The following is a 21,075-nucleotide window of genomic DNA, read 5'->3' on the forward strand; positions in this document are numbered from 1 at the left end:
CTGACGTGCGTCGGGACGGGACACGCGTACATGGGGGCCTTCGCCGCCCGAGCCGAGCCACCTCCCGGTCGCCGTCGTGGGCGCCATGGCCGCCGAGAAGGTCTTCACCTCGACCGCCGAACGGCAGGGCGTCCCCCAGAAGGTGACCGACGTGGCCACCCCGGTCGACGACGACCCCACCGGACAGCGGTGTCGTCGTCGTGGTCAGTGGCATCGGCGCCCTGCTCGCCGGACCGGTGTTCCGACTGGCCCACCACGGCCGCGCCGGACCTGTGGCGCCCACAGCCTGCTGTACTTCGACGGCGACGGGCTGGGCCGCAGCGTCCGGTCGCCGATCGCCTGGCGTCTCCTCGGCCTCCGCCTCCTCGAAGGCCGTGGACGGGGACGTGCTCCCACGTTCGCCGGACCGCGCGTGATTCGGCTGGTCGGGGGTCGGTGCGGGTGTCGTGCCGGACCGCCTCGCGCAGGGCTGCTAGAGCCGTGACCAGGAGGGCGAGCAGCAGGCGTCTGATCATCTGGGGTAGGGTGACCGTCGGCCGCGGGCAGTCCCGGCCGTCGGACATCAAGGAGGTGGGACCCATTACCGCTGTGTCGGCCCGGGTGCTCTCACCTTACGGCAGTGCGGTCACCGGCAACGGATGACCGTGAGAGCGCCCTTCGGTTCGCGAAAGGCTCTCGGCTTCCATGCCCCCACTGTCTTCATCGTCCCCTCTCCCCTCTCCCTTCTCCGCGTCCTTGCCCTCTCCTGACGCCGTCGTGGCCGCGCTGCGCACCGCCGGCTGCGTCTTCGCCGAGGACGAGGCCGAGTTGATCCTCGCCACCGCCCGCACCGCCGGGGAACTCCTCGCCCTGGTGGACCGCCGCGTCAGTGGCCTGCCCCTCGAACTCGTCCTCGGCTGGGCCGGCTTCCGGGGCCTGCGCATCGCCGTCGCGCCCGGCGTCTTCGTGCCCCGCCGCCGTACCGAGTTCCTGGTGACCGAGGCCCTGGCGCAGGCGCCGGACGCGGCCGTCGTCGTGGACCTGTGCTGCGGCTCCGGCGCGGTGGGCGCCGCCCTGGCCGCCGCGCTGGACCGGCCCGAGGTGCACGCCGCCGACGTCGACCCCGCCGCCGTGCACTGCGCCCGCGGCAACCTCGCCGACGCCGGAGGGCGGGTGTACGCCGGGGACCTGTTCGACGCGCTGCCCGACACGGTGCGCGGCCGCGTGGACATCCTGGCGGCCAACGTGCCCTACGTTCCCACCGGCGAGGTCCCCCTGCTGCCCGCCGAGGCCCGGGACCACGAGCCGCTGGTCGCCCTCGACGGCGGCGCCGACGGCCTGGACGTGCTGCGCAGGGTCGCCGCCGGGGCACCGGACTGGCTCGCGCCCGGTGGCTGCCTGCTGGTCGAGACGAGCGAACGTCAGGCACCGGCGGCCGTCGACGCCTTCACCCGGGTGGGGCTCGCGACCCGTCTCGCGGTCTGCGAGGAGCTGTACGCCCATGTGGTGATCGGCGTCAGGGAGCCCGGCCTGGGCTAGGCGGGTCCGGCGGCGTGGCCCGGGCGATCAACAGGGCCACGTCGTCGGAGTTCTCCGGCTCGTGCAGCGTGCGCAGGAGCAGATCGCACACCTCTTCCAGCGGGCGGTCCGGCCCCTCCAGCAGCGCAAGGAGCGCGTCGAGCCGCTCGTCGAGCGGATGCCTGCGCGTCTCGACGAGACCGTCGGTGTAGAGCACCAGCCGGTCACCCGGTTCGAGGTCCACCGTGGTGGTCGAGAACGGGATCCCGCCTACCCCGAGCGGTACCCCGGTGGGCAGGTCCAGCAGCTCGGGCGGACGGCCGGCCCGCAGGCGGACCGGCGGCAGGTGGCCGGCGTTGGCGATCCGGCACTGCCGCAGGTGCGGGTCGTGGACGGCGTAGACACAGGTGGCGATGGCCTGGTCCAGGCCGGCCGTGGTCCGGTCGAGGTGCTCGAGCAGGAACGCCGGATCGAGGTCGAGGGCGGCCAGGGTGTTCGTCGCCGTGCGCAGCCGTCCCATGGAGGCCGCCGCCGCGATGCCGCTGCCCATCACGTCGCCCACCACGAGCGCGGTCTTGCAGCCCTCCAGACCGATCACGTCGAACCAGTCGCCGCCGACCTCGCTGGTGGCCTCGGCCGGCTGGTAGCGGGAAGCGACCTCCAGTCCGCCCGTCACCGGTGGATGACTGGGCAGCAGACTGCGCTGGAGGGTGAGGGCGGCGTCGCGGGCGTTCTGGTACCAGCGGGCGTTGTCGATCTGGAGCGCCGCCCGGACGGCCAGCTCGCGGGCGAGCAGCAGGTCGTCCTCGCCGAACGGCAGCGGATTGCCCATCCGCTTGAGGTCCAGGGCACCGAGCACCTCGCCCCGCGCGATCAGCGGCACGGCCAGGTAGGAGTGCACGCCCGCCCGGCGCAGCAGTTCGGCCGCCTCGGGAGAGCGGGCGATCCGCGGCAGGTCCTTCTCGGACACCCGCTCCACCATCACCGGCCGGCCCGTGCGCACGCACTCGGTGACCAGGCGGTCCGGCCCGTACCGGGCGACGTGACCGGGCTCGTCGGCCGCCCGCAGTGCCTCGGGCGCGTCGTGCGCGTGCACGGCCAGCGCGCGGATCACGGCGGGTTCGGCAGGCCCCAAAGTGCTGCGACGGCCCTTCACCACGGCCTCCAGCAGATCCACGGCCGCTATGTCGGCGAGGCCGGGCACGGCCACGTCGGCCAGTTCGTGCGCCGTGCGGTCCAGCTCCAGCGTGGTCCCGATCCGGGCCGAGGCGTCCGCGACGGCGGCCAGCCGGCGCCGTGCTGCCTCCGCCTCGACCCCCGCCCGGTGCTGCTCGGTGACGTCCACGACCGACACGGCCACGCCCAGCACGGCACCGACGGCGTCCTCCAGCCGGTACAGCGAGACCGACCAGGCGTGGTCCTCGTCCGGGTCGGCGGGGGTACGGCCGGTCGCCGACCGGTCGACCGCCGGCCGCCCCGTCTCCAGCACCCGGCGCGCCGCCTCCTCGAGCGGGGCGGCGTCCACCGACGGCAGCACGTCACGGATCGTGCGGCCGATGTGCTCCTCGGCGGGCAGGCCGTTGAGCCGCTCCAGGGACGGGTTGACCGAGAGGTAGCGCAGCTCGGTGTCCAGCACGGCCAGCCCGATCGGGGACTGCCGGATCACCCGCGTGGACAGCGCCACGTCCTGCTCCAGACGGCGCACCGTCGACCGGTCCGCCGCGAGCCCCAGCGCGTAGACGTCCCCCCGGTCGTCCAGGAGCCGCATGTTGCGGAACTCCACCAGCCTCGTGCCGCCGTCCTTGCGGCGGACCGGAAACGCCCCGGCCCAGCTCTTGCCGGTCCGCATGACGTCGGCGAACAGCTTGACGACCAGGTCGAGGTGGCGTTCGTGGACCATGATGCGGGCGGCGTACTGCCCGAGAGCCTCCGGCGCCGAGTAGCCGAACAGTTCCTCGGCCTGCGGGCTCCACAGCACGATCCGGCCCTCGGTGTCCAGCACCACCGAGGCCACGTTCAGCACGTCGAGCAGTCCGCTCGGCCGCACCGGTCCGCGCGGTACGGCGTCCCCGTCCGACCCGGCAGACCCGGCTGCACTCATCCCACGCCCCGCCTTCACCGTTCCACGCGGCACGCCCTGTCGATGCCGACTCCCTTGTTCTACCGCGTTCCACCGCGCACAGAGACGATTCTCCGAGGCCGCTGCCGCCTCCTTCCAGCATCACCCGGCTCGGAGGTGACCGCCGCATGGAGCAGGAGAGGGCCGGTCCGGGCGGACCCGACCAGAGTTGCTCTGTACATGACTGCCTTGCGGCGGCGAGACTGTGCGCCGAGCGCGTCCCGCCCGCCGTGTCACCCACCCCCCACCCGAGGAGCCCGCCCATGCGCCCGCAGGCCCGGCAACGTTGTCACGCCGCCCTTACCGGACTCGCCGCCCTCACCCTCGCCCTCGCCGGTCCGTTCGCCCAGGCCGCCCCCGCGGCCGAGACCTGGACCGAGGTGGGTTACGACCGCGCCGACCCGCTGACCGAGAGCCAGGGCCTGGCCTCGGTCGAGGTCCCGGTCGGCAGCCCCAACCGCTACACCGGCATCGGCACCATCCCGCTGAGCCTCAGCGCCAGGGGCTGGAACCACGTCGGCGACCCCGACGCCTCCTACGACGGCCACTACGTCGAGCCCTACCAGCGGGACGACGGGAACGCCAAGATGTTCCGCGTGCAGGCGCCCGACGGCAGCTGGTCGGAGTACGTGCACACGCTGAGCCCCGGCGAGGCGCTGAACAACTCCTGGTCCGCCATCTCGCCGGACGGACAGTGGATGCTTTCGGGCGAGTGGGGCACCATGAACCGGCTGCTGGTCTTCCCGGCGCCCGGCGTCAACCCGGCCACCGCCCCCTCGGCGAACCTCCCGCAGGCGGCCACCGTCCACTTGGACCACGCCGTGCGCGACGTCCAGGGCTGTGACTTCCTCGACGCGGATACGCTGCTGTGCTCCTCCGACGACCCCGCGGGCACCCTGTTCGGCATCACCAAACCGCTGCTGCGCATCGACCTGTCCGCTGCGCCGAACGGCACCGCGGACATCGCCGGCCGCGTCACCGCCCTGCGGCAGCTGCCCCTGCGCAGTGCCTGCTCCGGCACCTTCGAGGCGGAGGGCATCGACTACGACCGCCGCACCGGCACCCTGCGCGTGATCGTCGTGTCGCCGGGTTTCTGTGTGCTGACCGACAGCAAGACCTACCGCTTCACCCAGGGCTGACCCGTGCCGGTAGTGCTCGGCCCCGGGTGGTGCTTTTCTGGGGGTATGGGCCACGAGAGGAGCGATCACGATGGCCGGTGAGCGACTGCATCCCGAGTCCGTCTCCGTGGAGCTGAGCGGGTGCAGCAAGGAGGATGCCCGAACCGTGTTCGACGCCCTGTGTGCGTGCTTCTCGTCCGACCGCCGCTCGGACGATGTGCCCCGGGACTGCCACGAGGTCCGCCCCACCGTGTGGCTCGGCACGTTCGACGTGGCCGACGCCCACGGCGGATGCGACCCCGCCCGGCTCACGGCGTCCGTCGAGGCCGACGTGCAGGGCGGCTACTGGGCGATCGAGCGTTTCCGCACCACCCTGGACTCCCTGTTCACCGTGCACGACCTGAGCACGGTCTCCGGCGACCAGGAGCGGGAACTGCACGTCCGGCTGGAGAGCCACTGACGTGAGCCCGCCGCCGGGGCGGTGTGGTGTGCACCGCCTCTTTGTGCAACTAGTTGCACAAAGAGGCGGTGGTCCTCTACAACAGAGGCACCACACCGCGCACGGAGGGCCCGATGAGCCATTACCCCCACCTGCTGAGCCCGCTGGACCTGGGCTTCACCACGCTGCCCAACCGGGTCCTGATGGGCTCCATGCACGTCGGCCTGGAGGAGGCCGAGCGCGGCTTCGAGCGCATGGCGGCCTTCTACGCCGCCCGTGCCCGCGGTGGAGTGGGCCTGATCGTCACCGGCGGCATCGCCCCCAACGACGAGGGCCGCCCCTACCCGGGCGGCGCCAAGCTCACCACCGGGGACGAAGCCGAGCAGCACCGGACCGTCACCGACGCCGTGCACCGCGAGGGCGGCCGGATCGCCCTCCAGATACTGCACTTCGGCCGGTACGCCTACCACGCCGACCTGGTCGCCCCGAGCCCGCTCCAGGCACCGATCAGCCCGCACGTGCCCCGCGAGATGACCGACGCCGACATCGAGCGCACCGTCGACGACTACGTCCGCACCGCCCGCCTCGCCCGCGCGGCCGGCTACGACGGCGTCGAGATCATGGGCTCCGAGGGCTACCTCATCAACGAGTTCATCGCCGCGCGCACCAACCACCGCACCGACCGCTGGGGCGGCTCGTACGAGAACCGCATGCGCTTCCCCGTCGAGATCGTCCGCCGGGTGCGCGAGGCGGTCGGCGAGGACTTCATCCTGATCTACCGCTTGTCCATGCTGGACCTGGTCCCCGGCGGCTCCACCCTCGAAGAGGTGATCACCCTCGCCAAGGCCGTCGAGGCCGCGGGAGCCACCATCATCAACACCGGTATCGGCTGGCACGAGGCCCGCATCCCCACCATCGCCACCTCCGTGCCGCGCGGGGCTTACACCTGGGTGACCGAGCGCCTCATGGGCGAGGTGTCGGTGCCGCTGGTCACCACCAACCGCATCAACACCCCCGAGGTGGCCGAGCGGCTGCTCGCCGAGGGCACCGCCGACATGGTCTCGATGGCCCGCCCGATGCTCGCCGACCCCGACTTCGTCGCCAAGGCAGCGGCGGGCCGCCCCGAGGCGATCAACACCTGCATCGGCTGCAACCAGGCGTGCCTGGACCACACCTTCAGCGGGCAGATCACCTCCTGCCTGGTCAACCCGCGCGCGTGCCACGAGACCGAGCTGGTGCTCACCCCGACCCGGCGGCGCAAGCGCGTCGCGGTCGTCGGCGCCGGACCCGCGGGCCTCGCCTGCGCGGTGAGCGCGGCCGAACGCGGCCACGAGGTCACCCTGTACGACGCCGCGAGCGAGATCGGCGGCCAGCTCAACGTGGCCCGCAAGGTCCCCGGCAAGCAGGAGTTCGACGAGACGCTGCGCTACTTCCGTACGCAGCTGGCGGCGCACGGCGTCGACGTACGACTGAACACCCGGGTCGGCGCGGACGACCTCGGCGGCCACGACGAGGTCGTCGTCGCCACCGGCGTCACCCCCCGCACCCCCGACATCCCCGGCGTCGACCACCCGAGCGTCGTCGGCTATCTCGACGTGCTGCGCGACGGCGCGCCCGTCGGCGACCGCGTCGCGATCCTCGGTGCCGGCGGCATCGGCTTCGACGTCGCCGAATACCTCACCGACGGCGGCGACAAGGCGCACGAGAACCCGGAGACGTACTTCCGCCTCTGGGGTGTCGACACGGACTACCGGACCGCCGGCGGCCTCGCCGCCCCCGAGCGCCCCGCACCGCCGCGCACCGTCCACCTGCTCCAGCGCAAGACCAGCAAGGTCGGCGCCGGCCTCGGCAAGACCACCGGCTGGATCCACCGCACCGAGCTCAAGCACCGCGGCGCCACCATGGTCCCGGGCGTGCGCTACGACCGGATCGACGACGCCGGACTCCACGTCACCATCGGCGACGAGTCCACGGTGCTGGAAGTCGACACGATCGTCCTGTGCACGGGCCAGGAGCCGAGCCGGGGCCTGTACGAGGAACTGGTCGCCGCCGGCCGCAGCGTCCACCTCATCGGCGGCGCCGACGTGGCCGCCGAACTGGACGCCAAGCGCGCAGTGAAGCAGGGCACCGAGCTCGCGGCGGCACTGTAGGCGGTGCGTGGGCCGTCCCTAGGATGAGCCCATGTCACTCCCGCACGCGATCCTCACCGCCCTGGTCGAAAAGCCGTCGTCGGGGCTGGAGCTGACCCGCCGGTTCGACAGGTCGATCGGCTACTTCTGGTCGGCCACGCACCAGCAGATCTATCGCGAGCTGGGAAAACTGGAGGCCGACGGCCTGATCCGGGCCTTGCCCGGTCAGCAGCCGGCCCGCGGGCAGAAGAAGTCCTACGAGGTGCTGCCCGCGGGCCGTGACGAACTGGCCCGCTGGACCGCCACCTCGCAGGACCCCAAGCCCCTGCGGGACGCGATGCTGTTGCGGCTGCGGGCCGCGGCCGTGGTCGGCACCAGCGGTATCGAGGCGGATCTGCGCCGCCATCTGGAGCTGCACGAGAGGCAGTTGGCCGAGTACAAGGAGATCGAGGAGCGCGACTTCCCGCCCGGCAGGGACAGTACGGAGGACCGACTGCGGCACCTGGTGCTGCGCGCGGGCATCGATCTGGAGACCTTCTGGACCCAGTGGCTCGGACACGCCCTGGCGGAGTTCGCCGGACTGACGGACGGCGAAGGGCGGGGCTGAGCACACCACGGCTCAGTGCCGGTACAGCTCGCAATGGGTACGTCTCGGGGAACCCGGTACGTCTGGGAACACCCCATACGGCTCAGAACCGGTAGGGCTTCGAACGCCGGCGCAGGAACCAGGCCGCCCCGATGGCGCCGGTGCCGACCAGCGCGCCGCCCGCCACCAGGGTGGCCGTGCCGTAGTCCTGGACGGCCCCGCCGAGACCGCCCAGGACACCGCGTGACGCCGAGGCCGAGGGGGAGGGGGAGGCGGAGCGGCTGGGCGAAGGAGAGGGCGCGGCAGAGACGATGACGGTCTGGGTGCCGGCGGTGCTGTTGTTGGAGCACATGACGATGACGGTGTAGGTGCCCGGGCTGATCTCCGACCAGCTGGCGCCCTGCCCGGTGCTGTTCCCGCTCAGCGCTACCTGGCGCCCCTGGGCGAAGTCCCCCTGACTACCGGTGATCAGCGAGGCGGTGCCCCAGCTGCCGTTGAGCTGGGCGCATGCGGTGGTCGTGACCGACACGGTGGTCCCGGTGGTGCTCACGGAGATCCCCGGACCGGCGGAGGCCGGACCGGCGGCCAGGGTGACGGGCAGCGCGGCGGCTGCCACGGTCAGGCCGCAGCGGATAAGTGGCGAAGAGATGCGCATGTGGACTGCCCTCCGGCGGCACGGTCGGCGGTACGTCCTGTGCGCCGCCGAGACCGGAAACGCCCGTGCTGCCTCACGGGAAGCCAACAGGGCGGCGCCCGTACGCGCATGCCGAGCGCGACCGCCCAGGTGACGCGTACCACGCCCGGGCGCCGGCCGTACCGGTGCACGGCCGTACCGGTGTCACCCGCCCGCGCCCGTCGTCACCTTCCGTTCCGCCGAGAAGCCGCCCCAGGTGCCGTCCGACAGCCGGGCCCGGACACGCACCCGGTGCGTGACGCCCGCCTCCGACCCCACGTAGAAGCTGTACTCGGCCCGTTCGCGAGGCGCGTCGTCGCCGTAGACGAGGGACGTCGCCGGACGGCCGTCCAGATGGATCTGATACTCAGTGATCACACCGTCCGTGCGCGGCGGGTTCCAGGTGAGGTCGATGTGGTACGCCCCGTCGGTGAGGCGGGATGCCGCGCGCAGGTCCGTGGGTGCGGTGACGCGGCCGTCGTCGGAGCCAGGCGTGGTGAGCCGTACGACGGCGCCGGCGGGGGAGACGTTGTCGGCGGCGTCCCGCGCCCGGACCGTGAAGGAGTAGCGGGTGCCCGCGCGCAGTCCCGTGACCACGGCCGCCGTCTGCCCGCCTCCCACGCTGTGGATCTTCGTACCGCCCTGATGGACGTCGTACGACACCACCCCGCGGTCGTCGGTCGCGGCCGACCAGGTCAGTTGGACCGCCCGGCTGCCCACCGCCCGGCCGCGGGTGTGCGCCGGGCGGGTGGGTGCCGAGTCGTCGGTGACGGCGGCGGGGGTCGTCACCCGCACCTCCCGGCTGCGTGGGCCGGGGCGCCCGTCGGCGTCGCGGGCCCGCACGGTGAAGGCGTAGGCCGTCGAGGGGCGCAGCCGGGTGACGTCCACCATGCGTTCGGCGGCGGGCACCTCCTCGACCAGCGTGCCGCCGCGGTACACCTCGTACGTCTCGACCCCGTCGACCGCGTTCCACATCACGTGCACGGTCGTCGCGCTGCCCGCCTCGGCGGTGACGCCCGTCGGCGCCCCGGGCGGCGGGCCGCTGCCCTCGCCGTCGGCACCCGTGGCCCAGCCGCAGGAGGCGACCAGGGTGAGAGTCCCGCAGAGCAGGGCGCAGCGGTGCAGGATGCGCGGGAGGCGGGCGGGTACGGGGGAGGGGGCGGCGGGAACGGGGACGTCTCGCACGGCGCTGCCTCCGGGGTGGGTTCGGGCCGGGCTTGGGGGCCGGCTGCAAATGTGGCGGCAATGGTCCGGACCAATATGCCGTCAGTGACGCGCTCACATCAAGGGGGCGTCGTGGGTGGCCCCGGGCCGAGTCTCGTATGCTGAAGCATCTCGCGACCGAAGTTCCCGGGCGAGTGGGGGAGTTCGGGTCCGTGGCGCGGACCGCTGTCGTCGCTTATGCCGCGCCGGCGCGGGCGGCCGGGCGGGCCGGAGCCGGTACGGCGCCGGCCCGCCCGCCCCCGGTCGCCTGCGCGGAACGCCGCCGCTGTGTGCACCGTCTGGCCGACAAAAGGTGGCGGCGTGAGTGATTCGGGGACAGATGTGGCGGAGTGACCCGTCCATGTCCCCCAGGAGAGGCCACATCGTGCGTGTCCAGTCGCTGACGCTGGTCGCGGCCAGCGCCGCCCTGCTCGCCCCCACGACGTTCCCCGACGCTCCGCCCCCGACCCGGCCCGGGCCCCAGGCCCAGTTCCGCTCCGGCCACCAGTCCCAGAGCGGACCCGCCCGCGCGGACCGGTCCGGCCCGCGGATGGGACCGGTACCGCAGCCGCAGACCGGGCCGGTCCCGCGGGCCGGCATCCGCCCCGGACGCGGGGCCGCACCCGGAGAGGACGGCCGTGACGAGGGAGCCGTCAGCGCCGCCGACCTGCTGGCACGGGTGCGAGACTGCGAGCCCGTCTCGGAGGGGCGCTACCGCAGCGACGCCGGAGCGCCGGCCGACATCCCGGTCTGCGGCGCGCGAGACGCCGTGTACTGGAAGGCCGACCTGGACGTCGACTGCGACGGCCGGCCCGGCGACCACTGCAACAGCCGCACCGACCCGCATTTCACACCCGCCACCGCCTACACCCAGTCGGACGGCCGCCCCCTGGACGCCGAACGCCTGCCCTACGTCGTCGTGCCGGAACCCAGCGACATCTGGGACCACCGTGAGCACGAGGTCCACGGCGGATCGGTCGCGGCCGTCGTCCACGGTGACCGGGTGCGGTACGCCGTCGTCGGCGACATCGGCCCGCGCCGGCTCATCGGCGAGGCCTCCTACGCCGCCGCGAAGTCGCTCGGCATCCCCGCCGACCCGCACGCGGGCGGCACCGACTCCGGCGTGACGTACATCGTCTTCAAGGACAGTGAGGTCGAGCCGATCGAGGACCAGGCCGCCGCCCAGGAGACGGGGGAGCGGCTCGCGCGGGAGTTCGTGGACGGTCGGTGAAGCACGTGAGTCCCGATGCCGGGGACTTCTGACGAACCACCGTCCGCGCCCGCCCGAGCGCGGAGGCGGGGCGGGAAGTGCCCTCCCCGCCCCGCCTCCCGGCGCATGCGACGTGCCGGTCAGGCCTTCCGGTAGGAGTATGCCTCCGCGGCGGCCGACTCCACGGTCGCGAGGTCGGCGCCCGTCGCGGCCGTGACGACCGCGGCCACCGCGCCCTCCACGAACGGGGCGTCCACCAGGCGCGTGTTCTCGGGAAGTTCGTCGCCCTCGGCGAGCAGCGCCTTCACCGTGAGGACCGCGCTGCCGAGGTCGGTGAGGACGGCGACCCCGGCGCCCCGGTCCACCGACGCGGCAGCCGCCGACACCAGCTCGGAACTGGTACCGAACTCCCCGGACGTGGTCCCGCCCGCCGGAGCGACGGGCACGGCGACGCCGCCGCCGGAGAGGGCCTTGGCGAGTTCCGCCACCGAGGCGGCGACCTGGGCGCTGTGCGACACCAGTACGATCCCGACCAGCTTCTCGTCACTCACCGGCGGCCTCCTCCAGCGCGGCGACGAGCAGTGCGGCAGAGGTGGCGCCGGGGTCCTGGTGCCCGATACTGCGCTCACCGAGATAGCTCGCCCTGCCCTTGCGGGCCTGCATCGGAGTGGTCGCCTCGGCCCCCTCCTTCGCCGCCGCACGAGCCGCGGCGAAGGAGTCACCGAGGGCGTCCACGGCGGGCACGAGGGTGTCGATCATGGTTTTGTCGCCCGGCTGGGCGCCGCCGAGCGTCCGGACCGCGTCCACGCCCGTCCGCAACGCTTCCGCCAGCTGCTCCGGGCTCACTTCGGTGGCGTCGCCCAGAGCCTTGCCGGTACGGCGCAGCAACGTCCCGTACAGCGGCCCCGAGGCGCCGCCGACCGTCGAGATCAGCTGCCGTCCGGCGAGGGTGAGGACCGAGCCGGGCGTGTCCGGTGCCTCCTTCTCCAGCGTGGCCGTCACGGCCGTGAACCCGCGCTGGAGGTTGCTGCCGTGGTCGGCGTCGCCGATGGGCGAGTCGAGGGCGGTGAGCCGATCCGCCTCGCGGTCGACCAGCGCGGCGGTCGCCGTCATCCAACGGCGGAAGAAGTCGGCGTCGAGCACAGGATCTCCTTGCCTGGTAGGTACGTTCCGATCCTTTCCCCGTTCACCGTCACATGCCCCACCTCAGGGCCGGTGTCCGCACCGGCGCGTCCCAGAGTCCGAGCAGCTCCTCGTCGATTTCGCACAGGGTGACCGACGCGCCGGCCATGTCCAGTGAGGTCACGTAGTTGCCGACGAGGGTGCGGGCGACGGCGACGCCACGCTCGCCCAGCACTCGCTGCACCTCGGCGTTGAAGCCGTACAGCTCCAGCAGCGGCGTGGCCCCCATGCCGTTGACCAGTACCAGTACGGGGTTGCTCGGGTCGAGGTCGGGCAGTACCGCGTCCACTGCGGCCTCGGCGATCTCGCCCGACGTCATCATCGGGCGCCGCTCCCGGCCGGGCTCCCCGTGGATGCCGATGCCCAGCTCCAGTTCACCGGCCGGCAGGTCGAAGGTGGGGCTGCCCTTGGCGGGCGTGGTGCAGGCGCCGAGCGCGACCCCGAAACTGCGGGAACGGTCGTTCACCCGGCGGGCGATCGACTCCACTTGCTCCAGCGGCCGGCCTTCGTCCGCCGCCGCCCCGGCGATCTTCTCCACGAATAGCGTCGCACCCGTGCCGCGTCGCCCGGCCGTGTACAGGCTGTCCGTCACCGCCACGTCGTCGTTGACCAGCACCTTGGCCACCTGGATGCCCTCGTCCTCGGCCAGCTCGGCGGCCATGTCGAAGTTGAGCACGTCACCGGTGTAGTTCTTGACGACGAACAGCACTCCGGCCCCGCCGTCCACGGCCGCCGCGGCCCGCACCATCTGGTCCGGCACCGGCGAGGTGAACACCTCACCCGGACAGGCCGCCGACAGCATCCCCGGCCCCACGAACCCACCGTGCAGCGGCTCGTGCCCGGAGCCGCCGCCGGACACCAGGGCCACTTTCCCGGCGACGGGAGCGTCCCGCCGCACGATCACCCGGTTCTCGATGTCCACCGTCAACTCGGGATGGGCGGCCGCCATACCGCGCAGCGCGTCCGCGACCACGGTCTCGGGGACATTGATGAGCATCCTCATGGGTACCTCCTGGGAAGCCTAGCAGGCCAGTCAGTGACCTGCGTCTTTGCTGGTCAGAGTGGGTAGGGGCGGTTTTCGATCTTGGCGGTCCGTGGCGGCTTGAAGCGGATTCTGGCGGTACTGATGCTGACTCAATGCTGACTTCGGTGACGGCTCGTCAGGTCATCCGTCGGACGGTCGGGTGCGGCTTGGTCGGGTTCCCCGCTGTCGCAGTATCGGCCTTGCGGCAGCGAAGGTCACGCGCCAGAACGGCATGGGCGCGCCCAGGTCCCGAAACGGGCTGTGCCGGATGTCGGCGTCTTGTGGGCCTTGGCCAGCAGGTCGCTGGTTGAGCAGGTCCCCTGGTGAACTGTTCAAGCTTGCTTGACGTGAGTGTGCGCCGTGGTCGGGGAACCGTGCAGGTAGTACTTCAACTGGAAGGAGATCCGCACCCGGGCCCGTGCGTGGTGCCGATGCCCTGGTCCCCGCCTACCCGTGAACCACCTCCGCACGCGGACGCCTGCGCCCGCTGCTCGGCGCCTACATATACGAGGGCGACCGCCCTGCAGTTCCGAGCTGTCGTGCGAAACGGGCCAGAACCAACGCGAACGCTGTCCGCTGCATAGTCGCTGGCGGCGCCCCGATCTGCACAGCCCTGGAGTTGGTCGCCGCCGACCTCGATCAGGCAGCCCGCGAAGTAGACCTGCTTCTCGTTCCCTTATGGCTGCCCCCGGACCGTGGCCACGACAACCCTTTGCCTCGCTGGGCCGTCCGCACCGCCCCCACTGGCACCACGGGACCCCACCGCCACAGCAGATACCGGGCGCATCGAACTTCTGGCTGGTTCCCCGGGGCCCTGCCACGGCCGCGATACGGCGCTGCTCACAACGATTCGATCTACTCGCCCGGCTCTCCAGTACGCAGGAGGCGCCGGCCGCCGACGACTAGCGGGCTGTACGGTCGCACGGCGCACGGGCCTCCGGAGTGGTCGCCGCCTGCGGAATCGCGAGCGTGCACGCGGCACAGGCGTCGGCGAGCTGCCAGGTCCGGCCCCGGTCCGCCGGGATCAGCACCAGTTGCTCCGAGCCCTGCTCTCGCCCAGAGGAGCCAGGAGCTTCGCGGGACCACGTGGAGGGGGTGGAGTGCCGCTCCGCGGCACCGTGCCCTGCTCTCCGCTACCTGCGCGAAGCAGGGGAGGGCTGCCGGGCGGGCAGGGCCAAGGCGGCCTGAACGGGAGATAGCTCGAGTCGGTCGGAGTGTCAGTGGCCGCCGCCATACTCAGAAGACGCGCACCTGGCCTTGAGGCGCATATCCAGGAATCAGCCCTCGACCGAGTAGGAACGAATTGACACCCGATCGCGACGCGGTGCCCGACCGCGACCTGGGCGCGTGGTCTACAGCCACAAGACACATGAGAAGCAGGCGGACATTTGTTTCACTAAGCACCGTGCGGCAGCAGGGCGTCCTCACTGCTCTCACCGTGATCAGCTCGGGCGCCTTCCTTGCCGCAGTGGTCGGCCTGCTCATCGACACCCTCGTCTACATGAAGATCAGGGTCCGTGATGCTCATCCAGCCGACGTCGAATGGATGAGCAACAACACCGAGGGCTGGAAGGTCACCGTCGAGAAGCAGGGGGCCGGAGTTTCTTCCGGATCATCAGGAAATGAACCGCGCGCCACTTCGGTGACCTGCTCCCCGTCTCCCCCGTATGGAACACGAGGACTGCCTCGAGGGGCGGAACGAGGAAGGGTGCCCCTCCCGGAGACGGACGCGGTAGGCAAATCCGCCGCGCTGGATGTCATTCAGCGGAGCGGAGTGCTGCGCAGGCAGGGCGACTTCGCGCACCAGGTAGGGGGCTCGGCGGTGTGGCGATCGTCCGTGCGGCGGTGCCGCACGGTTTCGTCGCACCGTCCTGTCCAGTGGCTTCAGCCGACGTACCCCATGCGGCGGCTGATCTCCGCGGCGCCCTTGAGCAGCAGGGGAGCGAGCTCGTGGATGCGCTGCTCGGTGAAGCGGTATTCGGGGCCGGCGGCGCTGAGGGCGGCGATGACCTTGCCGTCGTGGGACCGGATCGGTGCCGCCAGGGCATGGAGCCCGATCTCGAATTCCTCCAGGGTCACCGAGTAGCCGCGTTCCCGGGCCTGGGCCAGATCCTGTTCCAGCCTGCCGCTGGACGTGATGGTGTGCGGCGTCAACTGTTCCATCCCGGACGCCGCGAGAGTCGCGGCGCGGTCCGGCGCTGGCAAGTGAGCCAGCAGGATTTTGCCGCTGGACGTAGCGTACGGCGGCGTGAGCTGCCCGACCCAGTTGTGGGTGCCGACCGCGCCCGGTCCACGTACCTGGTACAGGTTGACCGCATAATGCTCCTGCAGGACGGCGATGTTGACCGTTTCGCCGATCTCCTCGCTGAGCCGCTCGCACACCGTCCGGCCCTGCTGGGTGATGTCGAGACGGCCGGTGACCGCGCCCGCCAGGCGCACGATCCCGAAGCCGAGCCGGTACTTGCCGCGCTCGGTCGCCTGCTCGACGAGACCGCGGGCCTCCAGCGCCACGAGCAGGCGGAATGCGGTCGACTTGTGGACACTGATCTCGGCGGCAACCTCGCTCACGCCTGCGTCCCCGCGCTGGGCGAGGATCTCCAGGACGCTGACGGCACGGTCGACGGACTGCACCCCGCCGGTAGGGGAAGATGATGTTTCGTCATCTGCCGTGTAGTTGCCCATGGCGCAACTATACGTCTGGCGTTCAGGCGCCCGCAGGGGTGTTCAGCGAGATGTGGCGGCCGTCAGGTGTGGTGGCGGCCAGCTGTCGGTGTCGGGGGCGGGCGTGTGCGGTGAAGCCGTTGTGGGGCGTGCCGGGAAATTGCGCGACCTCGTGCACCTTGTCTTGACGTCGTCACGGTATCGATGTTCTGTTGCGCATGCAGGAACGCGTTCTTTTGTGCGCAACCCCTGCGGTGTGGGTCGTCAACCGTGATGTCACCGCCCAGGCCGGCCCCGGCCAAGCTCTTCGGAATCCGGCACGGCCGGACGGGCGTCACGGTGCGCGAGCCGCGCAGCCCCCCGTCCCCCATTCCGGGAGCCCAAATGTCCATCCGTGCCATCGACGAGGCGCCGCTGACCGCATTCCATCGCAAACTCACCTGGGCCTGCGCCGGAGGACCGTTTCTGGACGGTTACCTGCTCAGCATCATCGGCGTCGCGCTCATCGGCATGAGCGGCGAACTGAACCTGAGCGCCGGTGACGAGGGCCTTATCGGCGCCGCCGCCCTGGTCGGCATATTCGCCGGAGGCCTGTTCGGCGGAGTCCTCACCGACAGGATCGGCCGCGAGGCGATGTACACCATCGATCTGATGGTCCTGGTCGGTGTTTCGGTGCTGTCGGTGTTCGCGGGCGAGAGCTGGCAGTTCGTGGTGCTGCGCTTCGTCCTCGGGGTGGCCATCGGGGCCGACTACCCGATAGCGACGTCGTTGCTGGCTGAATGGGTGCCGAACCGGCACCGCGGTCGGCTGCTCGGCATCCTCATCCTCTCCTGGTACATCGGCGCTGCGGTCGCCTATGTGGTCGGCTATGTCCTGGCTGAGATCGGCGGCGTTGGCATGTGGCGCTGGATGCTCGCCAGCGGGGCCCTGCTGAGTGCGATGATCCTGTTGATGCGGATCGGTACCCCGGAGTCGCCGCTGTGGCTGGTGAATCAGGGGCGCACCGCCGATGCCCAGAAGTCCATCGAGAAGGCTCTCGGCCGCACCGTTCCGATCGGTGACCTGGTCGTCGCCGCGGCGGCGGAACAGTCCCTGGCCCGGCACCGGTTCCGCGACCTGTTCCAGGGGGTCTATCTTCGGCGGACGCTGTTCTGCGGGCTGTTCTACATGTGTCAGATCACGCCGATGTTCGCCCTCTACACCTTCGGTCCAGCCATCCTCGGCTCGTTCGGCCTCGGTGAGGGCAACGCCGGCAACCTGGGATCGGCGCTGATCAGTGCCGTGTTCGTGCTCGGCTGTCTCCCCGCGCTGCGCCTGGTGGACCGGGTGGGGCGCCGCCCCGTCATGGTGTGGTCGTTCGCCCTGATGGCCGTCCCGCTCGCGGTACTCGGCGGCGGCTCCTCGCTTCCCATCGCCGTGGTCATCGTGTGCTTCTGCCTCTACGCCCTGCTCTCCGGCGGCCCCACGGTGCTGGAGTGGACCTATCCCAACGAGCTGTTCCCCACCGCCGTCCGCGCCACCGCGGGCGGAGTGGCCACGTCGATCAGTCGCATCGGCGCCGCCGTGGGCACCCTGCTGCTGCCGATCTCCCTGAGCAGGCTGGGTATCGGCGCCACCATGCTGATCGGAGCCGGTATCACCCTGGTGGGCTGGCTGGTGTCCCTGGCGTGGGCCGAGGAGACGCGGGGCCGGACACTGGCGGAGACCAGTGCGGTACCGGGCGGCCCTCGGAACTCGTCTGAGACCGATGGGCAGCGTGGAGCGGCCCTGCGGAAGAGTGGCATCGAACGCTCCTGACCCCGATGCGTTCGTCCCCGTGTCGCATTCCTCCGGTCTCCCCTGATCCAGGGGTGTAAGCAGCTTGTCGCGGACTCGGCATGGATGAGAGACGCTTGCACAGGCAGCGGACGCCTTGGCTTTCTCCAGTCCCCGAGGCTCGCTCTGAGACCGGAGCCGCTGCCCACCGATTGACCGGTGGTGCGTGGGCGCTGGCATTGTCTGATCCGACCGTGGCCTGTGAGGCCTCCGATGGAGCGACCGCCCGGAGCCTGCGCACCATCGCGAACATGCGCGTGCTCGTGAGTTTGAGTTTCGTGGGGCGACGCGGGCGCCGGGCTGATGCCTGCGTTTCCCCTGGCCGTTCCAGGCCTTTGTCTAGAGCGGCAACGGCCCGGTGCCCGCGTTACCGCCACGAAACTCACGGCAGGTCGCCAACCAGATCCGCTCACTGCTGCGCGAGTACTACCTCGCCGCCCTGCACGCCTTCACGTCTGTCTTCGCTGGCGACGAACACACGTTGTGTCCTCTCCCAGGTCATGGCTCGCAAGCCGACTCCGCCGAGGGAGGCTGTTTGACTTCTTGGCCCCCTGAGTTGTCTTGACAGGGGAGGCTCAGTAGGCACATTGTTCCTCATCGTGATCCGGCAAGCGCAATGTGCAACCAGTCGCGGCGGCTCGACCCTGGACTCCCGGTGCGCCTTCGCCCAGTGCCCTGCTGCCGAGGCGCGGTTGAAGGTCACTCAGCACGCTGAACCGCACCCCCTCGTCGCGTCCCTCCGGCGGGGCGCGCCCCTCGCCAACCAGCACATCCGGGCCGAGTCCGGATCGGCCGTCTCCCTCAGTGAGGAGAACCGCAGTGACACACGAGGCACGCGCCGTCGTCGCCCGGGGTGCCCCGGTCGCGGTGGAGACCGTCCTGGTGCCGGACTCCGCCCGGGGTGAGGCGCTGGTGCTGGTCCAGGTGCAGGTGCAGGCATGCGGGGTTTGCCATACCGATCTGCTCTACCGGGAGGGCGGGATCGCCGACAAGTTCCCCTTCCTGCTCGGTCACGAAGCCGCCGGGGCGGTCGAGGGCGTCACCGAGGTCGCTCCAGGGGACTTCGTCGTGCTCAACTGGCGTGCGGTCTGCGGGGCCGGTGCCGGGCCTGTCGCAAGGGCAGGTCCTGGTACTGCTTCGCCCCCCCCGCAACTCCGCCCAGCCGGTGACGCTGGTCGACGGAATCCCGCTGTCTCCCGCCCTGGGCATCGGGGCCTTCACCGAGAAGACCCAGGTCGCGGCCGGCCAGTGCACCAAGGTGAACTCGACGGCCGCGCCGTCCGCGGCGGCACTGCTCGGCTGCGGCGTGACGGCCGGGTTCGGTGCCGCGGTCCACACCGGCGGCGTAGGCCGCGGTGACTCGATCGCGGTGATCGGCTGCGGCGGAGTGGGCATGGCCGCCATCGCCGGCGCCAAGATCGCCGGCGCGGCACGCATCATCGCCGTCGACGTGGACGAGCGCAAGCTGCGATGGGCCGAGACGTTCGGCGCCACCGACACCGTCGACTCCTCCCGGACGGACGCCGTCGAAACCGTCCGTGCGCTCACCGGTGGCTTCGGTGCCGACGTCGTAGTGGACGCCGTGGGCTGTCCGGAGACGTACAAGCAGGCTTTCTACGCACGTGACCTGGCCGGTACCGCTGTTCTGGTCGGCGTGCCCGCTCCGGAACCGGCCGTCGAGCTGCCTCTGTTGGACGTCTTCGCCCGGGGCGGGGCGCTGAAGTCCTCATGGTACGGCGACTGTCTGCCCTCACGAGACATCCCCGCACTGATCGATCTCTATCTGCGAGGCCGCTTCGACCTGTCGGCCTTCGTCAGCGAGAAGATCGCCCTGGACGAGGTGGAGTCGGCGTTCGCCCGGATGCGTCGCGGAGAGGTCCTGCGCTCGGTCGTCGTCCTGTGAAGGCTTACCGGGCGGCCGTCCGAACGACGGGGCCGGACGAGCGCATGGTGGCCTCCTCCGAAGCGGCTCGGCTCGCCCGCTGACACTCCAGTGCCGCCCGCCCGCCTGCCGTGCGTCTCCTTCGGAAGACGGGCGGGCTTTCGTCGTCTGCCGAGGTTCGGCGGAGGGCTGGGGCGGTGCGGATCGTCTCTTGACAATCGTCCGGAGCGAGCGAAACCATGTTGCGTATAGCGATATGTGTTGTGTCATCAGAGACGTAGAGGTCATCGCTTCCACTCCGTCGCACGGCCGGGTGTGCACTCCCGGCACGACGGCTCCCCGTCCCCGTCGGCCATCCGCAACCCGGAGGTACCCATGATCACGCCGGCGCCCATCCGCTCCGTCCCCGTGGAGGCCGGCAGCGCCGCCCCCTCGCCCCAGCCGCACGGGCATGTGTCTCATGAGCCCCCCGCCCGGGTACCGTCCGCGGCGTCCACGGCGGGCGGGCACGGCCCCGAGCGTCCCGCAGCACCTCTGCTGCACCCGGGGCCACCAGAGGCTGGCCGTGGACGTGGGCGACACCCCCGGCGGCAGCACCGCGTCTGCCGTTCGGGCCCTCGGTGACGTCGCCCGCCTCCGGCCGCCCGAGGCCGGTACCCGTGCCGAGGCGGGGGAGCGGTGCGGGCGGATCGGATCGGCCACGGTCACCGGTGACCTGTACCGCCCTGTCTAGCGTGAGGTCCAGGAGTTCAGCACCACGCCGGCCGCGATCCGGGCGTGGCCGGCGCCGCCTCCTACACCGACGGCCGGCCGTTCAAGCTGCGGCGGAGAACATCGCCGGTGCCCTCTCCGCCGGGACGTACACCGCGTACTGCCCGCGCCTCGAACGAGGCGCTGATGACAGGCGACAGTGGCGGGCCCCGGGCCGCGCTCGCCGCGACGGTGCATACCCTCCGCCCTCGATCGACCCTCGCGGGGCGTGCTCACGGCGCGTTCCCCGTTCCCTCCCATCCCATCGGAGTATGGCGTGGCAATCAGCGTCTTCGATCTGTTCTCCATCGGTATCGGCCCGTCCAGCTCGCATACCGTCGGCCCGATGCGGGCCGCCCGGATGTTCGTCGTGCGGCTGCAGCGGGACGGTCTGCTCGCCCGGTCCGCGGCGGTGCGGGCGGAGCTGTTCGGTTCCCTCGGAGCCACGGGGCACGGCCACGGCACGCCCAAGGCGGTGCTGCTCGGTCTGGAGGGCAACGAACCCCGCACGGTCGACGTCGCGCGGGCGGAGCTGGACGTCGAGCGGATCCGCGGTGCCCGGCGCATCCGCCTCTTCGGCACCGAGACCGGACGGGACCACGAGATCGACTTCGACGTCGACACCCATCTGGTCCTGCACCGCCGCAAGGCGCTCCCTTACCACGCCAACGGCATGACCCTGTGGGCGTACGACGCCGAGGGCGCCGAGGTGCTGACCAAGACCTACTACTCGGTCGGCGGCGGCTTCGTCGTCGACGAGGACGCGGTGGGCGCCGACCGCATCGTG

The 21,075-nt window shown here is 71.4% G+C and carries 17 protein-coding genes and 1 pseudogene; 11 read left to right on the plus strand and 7 right to left on the minus strand.

The genetic code is table 11. The annotated features are described in order from the left end of the window. The first annotated feature begins 684 nt into the window (after positions 1 to 684). On the plus strand, positions 685 to 1,518 hold the full coding sequence (locus tag IE142_RS30050; RefSeq protein WP_191888656.1) for a putative protein N(5)-glutamine methyltransferase: 834 nt from the start codon (positions 685 to 687) through the stop codon (positions 1,516 to 1,518). Here the strand turns inward: IE142_RS30050 and IE142_RS30055 are convergent. After that, complete coding sequence (locus tag IE142_RS30055; protein ID WP_191888657.1) at positions 1,496 to 3,598, minus strand: SpoIIE family protein phosphatase; 2,103 nt, start codon at positions 3,596 to 3,598, stop codon at positions 1,496 to 1,498. The two genes, IE142_RS30050 and IE142_RS30055, sit on opposite strands and share 23 nt — an antisense overlap. A 281-nt stretch (positions 3,599 to 3,879) precedes the next feature. Between IE142_RS30055 and IE142_RS30060 the strand changes: the two genes are divergently transcribed. From IE142_RS30060 to IE142_RS30075, 4 genes are all read left to right on the plus strand, one after another. Beyond that, positions 3,880 to 4,755, plus strand: a complete 876-nt coding sequence (locus tag IE142_RS30060; protein ID WP_191888658.1) for a hypothetical protein — start codon at positions 3,880 to 3,882, stop codon at positions 4,753 to 4,755. Between the two features lie 70 nt (positions 4,756 to 4,825). Then, a complete protein-coding gene (locus tag IE142_RS30065; protein WP_043375981.1) occupies positions 4,826 to 5,194 on the plus strand; it encodes a hypothetical protein in 369 nt (122 codons plus the stop codon). 113 nt (positions 5,195 to 5,307) lie between these two features. Continuing rightward, complete coding sequence (locus IE142_RS30070) at positions 5,308 to 7,323, plus strand: NADPH-dependent 2,4-dienoyl-CoA reductase (protein ID WP_191888659.1); 2,016 nt, start codon at positions 5,308 to 5,310, stop codon at positions 7,321 to 7,323. A gap of 31 nt (positions 7,324 to 7,354) precedes the next feature. Then, a complete protein-coding gene (locus IE142_RS30075; protein WP_043375985.1) occupies positions 7,355 to 7,909 on the plus strand; it encodes a PadR family transcriptional regulator in 555 nt (184 codons plus the stop codon). 82 nt (positions 7,910 to 7,991) lie between these two features. Here IE142_RS30075 and IE142_RS30080 read toward each other — a convergent pair whose 3' ends face one another. Continuing rightward, the gene (locus IE142_RS30080; RefSeq protein ID WP_191888660.1) at positions 7,992 to 8,543 is read right to left on the minus strand and encodes a hypothetical protein; all 552 of its coding nucleotides are present in this window, start codon (positions 8,541 to 8,543) and stop codon (positions 7,992 to 7,994) included. A 183-nt stretch (positions 8,544 to 8,726) separates the two neighbouring features. Continuing rightward, positions 8,727 to 9,746, minus strand: coding sequence for a fibronectin type III domain-containing protein (locus IE142_RS30085; RefSeq protein ID WP_191888661.1), 1,020 nt, complete (start codon positions 9,744 to 9,746; stop codon positions 8,727 to 8,729). A 403-nt stretch (positions 9,747 to 10,149) separates the two neighbouring features. On the opposite strand from IE142_RS30085, the gene IE142_RS30090 reads away from it, so the two are divergent. Beyond that, the gene (locus IE142_RS30090) at positions 10,150 to 10,995 is read left to right on the plus strand and encodes a glycoside hydrolase family 75 protein (protein WP_191888662.1); all 846 of its coding nucleotides are present in this window, start codon (positions 10,150 to 10,152) and stop codon (positions 10,993 to 10,995) included. Positions 10,996 to 11,114: 119 nt separating this feature from the next. Here IE142_RS30090 and IE142_RS30095 read toward each other — a convergent pair whose 3' ends face one another. The 3 genes from IE142_RS30095 to dhaK are packed head-to-tail and all read right to left on the minus strand — an operon-like array spanning position 11,115 to position 13,159. Continuing rightward, the gene (locus IE142_RS30095) at positions 11,115 to 11,525 is read right to left on the minus strand and encodes a PTS-dependent dihydroxyacetone kinase phosphotransferase subunit DhaM (protein WP_043375993.1); all 411 of its coding nucleotides are present in this window, start codon (positions 11,523 to 11,525) and stop codon (positions 11,115 to 11,117) included. Continuing rightward, on the minus strand, positions 11,518 to 12,117 hold the full coding sequence (gene dhaL, locus IE142_RS30100; protein WP_191888663.1) for a dihydroxyacetone kinase subunit DhaL: 600 nt from the start codon (positions 12,115 to 12,117) through the stop codon (positions 11,518 to 11,520). The genes IE142_RS30095 and dhaL overlap by 8 nt, the downstream gene beginning before the upstream one ends. A 49-nt stretch (positions 12,118 to 12,166) precedes the next feature. Beyond that, a complete protein-coding gene (gene dhaK / locus IE142_RS30105; protein WP_191888664.1) occupies positions 12,167 to 13,159 on the minus strand; it encodes a dihydroxyacetone kinase subunit DhaK in 993 nt (330 codons plus the stop codon). A gap of 1,368 nt (positions 13,160 to 14,527) precedes the next feature. Here dhaK and IE142_RS37700 point away from each other — a divergent pair. Beyond that, positions 14,528 to 14,701 carry a hypothetical protein gene (locus IE142_RS37700; protein WP_368857249.1) on the plus strand — a complete coding sequence of 58 codons (174 nt, stop codon included), beginning with the start codon at positions 14,528 to 14,530 and terminating at the stop codon, positions 14,699 to 14,701. A 363-nt stretch (positions 14,702 to 15,064) separates the two neighbouring features. On the opposite strand, the gene IE142_RS30110 is transcribed toward IE142_RS37700, so the two are convergent. After that, positions 15,065 to 15,862 (minus strand): IclR family transcriptional regulator, encoded by a 798-nt coding sequence (locus IE142_RS30110; protein WP_191888665.1) that lies wholly within the window; start codon positions 15,860 to 15,862, stop codon positions 15,065 to 15,067. Positions 15,863 to 16,225: 363 nt separating this feature from the next. On the opposite strand from IE142_RS30110, the gene IE142_RS30115 reads away from it, so the two are divergent. The 4 genes and pseudogenes from IE142_RS30115 to IE142_RS30130 all read left to right on the plus strand — a co-directional run. After that, on the plus strand, positions 16,226 to 17,638 hold the full coding sequence (locus IE142_RS30115) for an MFS transporter (RefSeq protein WP_191888666.1): 1,413 nt from the start codon (positions 16,226 to 16,228) through the stop codon (positions 17,636 to 17,638). Between the two features lie 837 nt (positions 17,639 to 18,475). Further along, positions 18,476 to 19,559 (plus strand): annotated as a pseudogene (locus tag IE142_RS30120) (S-(hydroxymethyl)mycothiol dehydrogenase). A 439-nt stretch (positions 19,560 to 19,998) separates the two neighbouring features. Continuing rightward, on the plus strand, positions 19,999 to 20,271 hold the full coding sequence (locus tag IE142_RS30125; RefSeq protein WP_191888667.1) for a biotin/lipoyl attachment domain-containing protein: 273 nt from the start codon (positions 19,999 to 20,001) through the stop codon (positions 20,269 to 20,271). Positions 20,272 to 20,565: 294 nt separating this feature from the next. Further along, the coding region (locus IE142_RS30130; protein ID WP_306432618.1) for a serine dehydratase beta chain at positions 20,566 to 21,075 on the plus strand (510 nt) is incomplete at its 3' end.

The organism is Streptomyces mutabilis, assembly GCF_014649815.1.
Classification (GTDB): domain Bacteria; phylum Actinomycetota; class Actinomycetes; order Streptomycetales; family Streptomycetaceae; genus Streptomyces; species Streptomyces mutabilis.